Raw genomic sequence first — 3,495 nt, 5'->3', positions numbered from 1 at the left:
AAACTCAGTTGCAACAAACCCGAGGGGAGTTGGAAACCTCCCAAACTCAGTTGCAACAAACCCGAGGGGAGTTGGAACAGTATCATGACAAGCAATTAAAGATGAAGGAAGAACTTGTAAGGTTGAGTTTGGAGCGATCGCTCACTCATCATGAGAAAACTAGAGAAGAAGTCGAGTCCCAATTCTTAGTTTGGAAAGCATGGAATTCGTATACGATGGGTCAGTATGAAAAAATGATTGGCAATTTAAGACAAGCTTGGAAACTCCAAAGCGATTCTCCCTCCGAGGCAATTTTGGGTTGGCTGGGAAGCTTTGAGAAATTCTCGGCTGAGAACAATATACCGTTCAATTCGGAAATGTTAACAAACTTACCGGAGTGGCAAAAGTTGATGAAAAAGATGACCAAGGAACGATTTAAGAAACCATTGATGGATCACAATACAAGCTCTGAAAAGTTACTGGTATAAATTTAATCACGTTACTGAATCTTACTTGATTGATTGCCATGACTCACATTGAAAGTCAAAATTTAATTCGAGATATTAAAGGAGACTTGGAAAGTCTCTCGATGAGGCTTAATTTGATCACGCAAGAATCGTCAATCTATTCAGATCATAGCACCCAGAATCACCCCTGTAATTCTCCAAAAAAATCTGTTTTACCCTTAGATCAAAATCATTACAAACCCAATCCGGTTAATTCAAAACCCAAAAATCCTCGGGAACACCATCGCTTTTTGTATTATAAAAGTGTACTCACTAATCTTATAGATGTAAAAACTACTATAGGACTAGAAATAGGAGCCTTTGATCGACCTTTTTTTTCGCCAGGGCAAGGAGATATAAGCTATGCTGACTATAGGACAACACAAGAATTAAAGAAACTGGCTAATGACACTCCAGGTCACAATGCCAATTTTGTCGTTGATGTCACATATAATTTGTCAAAAATAAATTTGAGTGATATTCCCAAAAAACATGATTACATCATTGCATCTCATGTTCTTGAACATACACCAAACATGATTGGTTTTCTTGATCAAATTTCTGATTTGTTAAAAGATACGGGTTTTGCTTTTTTCGTTATCCCTGATAAGCGTTATACTTTTGATTGTCTCAAGCCCCTAACTAGCCTGGGAGAGATCTTAGAAAACCACTTTAATAACTTAGAAAGACCGTCTTTTCGTCATGTATTTAATTCCAACTATTATAATAGACCCTTAAAGCCCGGTGATGTATGGGCTGGAAAAACCAACAGCGAGTCGCTTTCTCGCATACCAAGAGATGTGAAACAACTAATTTCGACGGCGGAAAAATCTAAAAATTCATATATTGATACCCATTGCAATATTTTCACTGATGTACATTTCTATGATGTGATCTCTGAACTAATTAAATATAATCTTGTAAATTTTGCTAAGGCGGAAGTTTATCAAGCGCAGACAGGATTTATAGATTTTTTATGTATTCTCTGGAAATCAGAAAGCAAAACCTCAGATATTCATGGTTTATTTCCCGACTTAAAAAGTAGACTTATACATTCTCATTTAACGGGGTGCAACTCCTCACATCCCTAATTCCCAAAATCGATTATCTAGAGTACATTAACCGTGCTAAAATTACTATACTCGTGCCTGACTGCCTGGAAGGGGGGGTTATCCTCCCACCCTCGAAGCAATGGCGATGGGAACCCTAACCATATGTCCAGATTGTATCGGGAATCGCTCATTTTGCCTTCCCCGTTACAATTGTCTCCGGCTGGAGTATACTGTGGAAGGAATATTGAATGCCACTTGCGAGGCTCTCAAATTATCTCCCGTTGTCGCTTGATGCCGACTGTCGTCCGCTAAACCTCAGCCGAACACAGTTTCATCAAAGAGCGAACCGCTTTTTTGAATATTCTCAATCCTAAATAAGGACAAAAATTTGAGGTCAGTTTATCAATGAAAAGTTCTGTAAACTGGAATAATTTAGAAACCAAAGGAATTGTCAGAGGCTGGATATCAACTGGAAAAGGAGGTTGTGATCCTTCTGATATCGTCGTATTGATTAATGGTCAAAAATTGACTTCTGAGCAGATTAAGCCAAAAAATTTCCATAATAATAGTGACACTTTAAAGGTTAATTTTTGCTTTGATTTATCTCAATATAATTTAAAAAATGGAGATAAAATACAGTTGGCTTGGAAAGATACGGGAGAAATACTCGGAACCAGTAAATTTGTGGCTGCCAGTCCCCAATCAGATGATGATAATATATATTTGTTTATTCATATTCCAAAAACGGCTGGTACATCTTTTAGAATCGGATTAGAACAACAATTTAATCCTTCTCAAGTTATCTATGATTATGGCATTAAATCTCCAGTCACAAGTCCAATAATTAAATCTTCAATTTACGGGGAATCGGCTAGTCCATTAAGGCTTAAAGACTATGTTGATGAGAAAAAAATCAAAGTCATAGGAGGACATATAGGAGACGCTAATCAACGTGGTATAAAGCATTATTGCTATATTTTTGGTAATCGTTTAAAATTAGTTACATTTCTGAGAGAACCTATTCGGCGGTGTTTGTCTAATTATTTTCATATGTACGATCATTATGGTTATTCCGGTACTGTTGAAACATTTGTCAAACAACGACCTAATTTACAATCGAGAGTATTAAAAGATATAGATCTGGAAAACTTGTATTTTTTGGGAATCACAGAGAAATATAATGAGTCCGTTGAATTTTTTAATCGTATTTCTCAAACTTCCGTACCATCACTCAGTCTCAACAAAAACCCTAAAATTGAAAACTTTATACAAAACTTACCTCAATCAACACTAGATTTGGTTGTTGAAAATAATGCTCTCGACCTAGAATTATACAAAGCTGGTGTTCAACTGTTTGAGAGAAGATTATCAAAAAGTTGGAAATCAAACAAACCAGTGACTTATGTTAATTTTAACAAAAAGGTATCTCCCCATGAAGTTGGTAAAATCTTGTTTAATCATCAGCCAAAACCTCTCTATAATGAATCGCTGAATTTAACTTTAATTTTCTGCGCCAAAAGTGCTTGTAGCTTTGGTTTGAAGTGGTTTTTTTATCATGCTGGACTTTACCAAGAGGTGGAATCTTATCATCCTCAGCCTCATATGTATAAAGCCAAGGTTTTTATGGCAAATCCTAAATACAGAAAACAGCTCAGAGCCACCCATAAAATTATCCATTCAAATATAGTATGTTTAGTTAGAGATCCTTTTTCTCGTGCTGTCAGTAGCTACCTTCACGCCATTAAAACTGGATATGATAATCCCGACATCTCAAAATTTTTAGGAAGGAAGATAAACCGTAAAAATAGTTTTTGTTTTGATGAGTTTGTACAATATTTAAAATCACTGGATATTAGAAATTGTAATATTCATCATAAGTTACAAGCTCATCCTTTAATTGAGATGGGTATCATCAAACCCCATCTTCTCAAAGTTGAGAACTTATTTAATGATTTTGC

The 3,495-nt window shown here is 35.8% G+C and carries 2 protein-coding genes and 1 pseudogene; all 3 read left to right on the top strand.

The genetic code is table 11. The annotated features are described in order from the left end of the window. A pseudogene (locus AC0QHF_RS03385) lies at nt 1–467 on the top strand (chromosome partitioning protein ParA); the annotation flags it as partial. A 38-nt stretch (nt 468–505) separates the two neighbouring features. After that, on the top strand, nt 506–1,576 hold the full coding sequence (locus AC0QHF_RS03380) for a methyltransferase domain-containing protein (RefSeq protein WP_324702777.1): 1,071 nt from the start codon (nt 506–508) through the stop codon (nt 1,574–1,576). A gap of 366 nt (nt 1,577–1,942) precedes the next feature. Further along, nucleotides 1,943–3,495: sulfotransferase family 2 domain-containing protein (locus tag AC0QHF_RS03375; protein WP_324702776.1), on the top strand; the 1,553-nt coding region annotated here is incomplete at its 3' end.

It is taken from the genome of Lyngbya sp. CCY1209, assembly GCF_055795065.1.
Note: the sequence above shows the minus strand (reverse complement) of the source record. Positions and strands in the feature narration are given on the sequence as shown.

Excerpts from the sequence above, each read along its gene's own strand:
- AC0QHF_RS03380 (WP_324702777.1), top strand. The coding sequence starts at position 506 with ATGACTCACATTGAAAGTCAAAATTTAATTCGAGATATTAAAGGAGAC.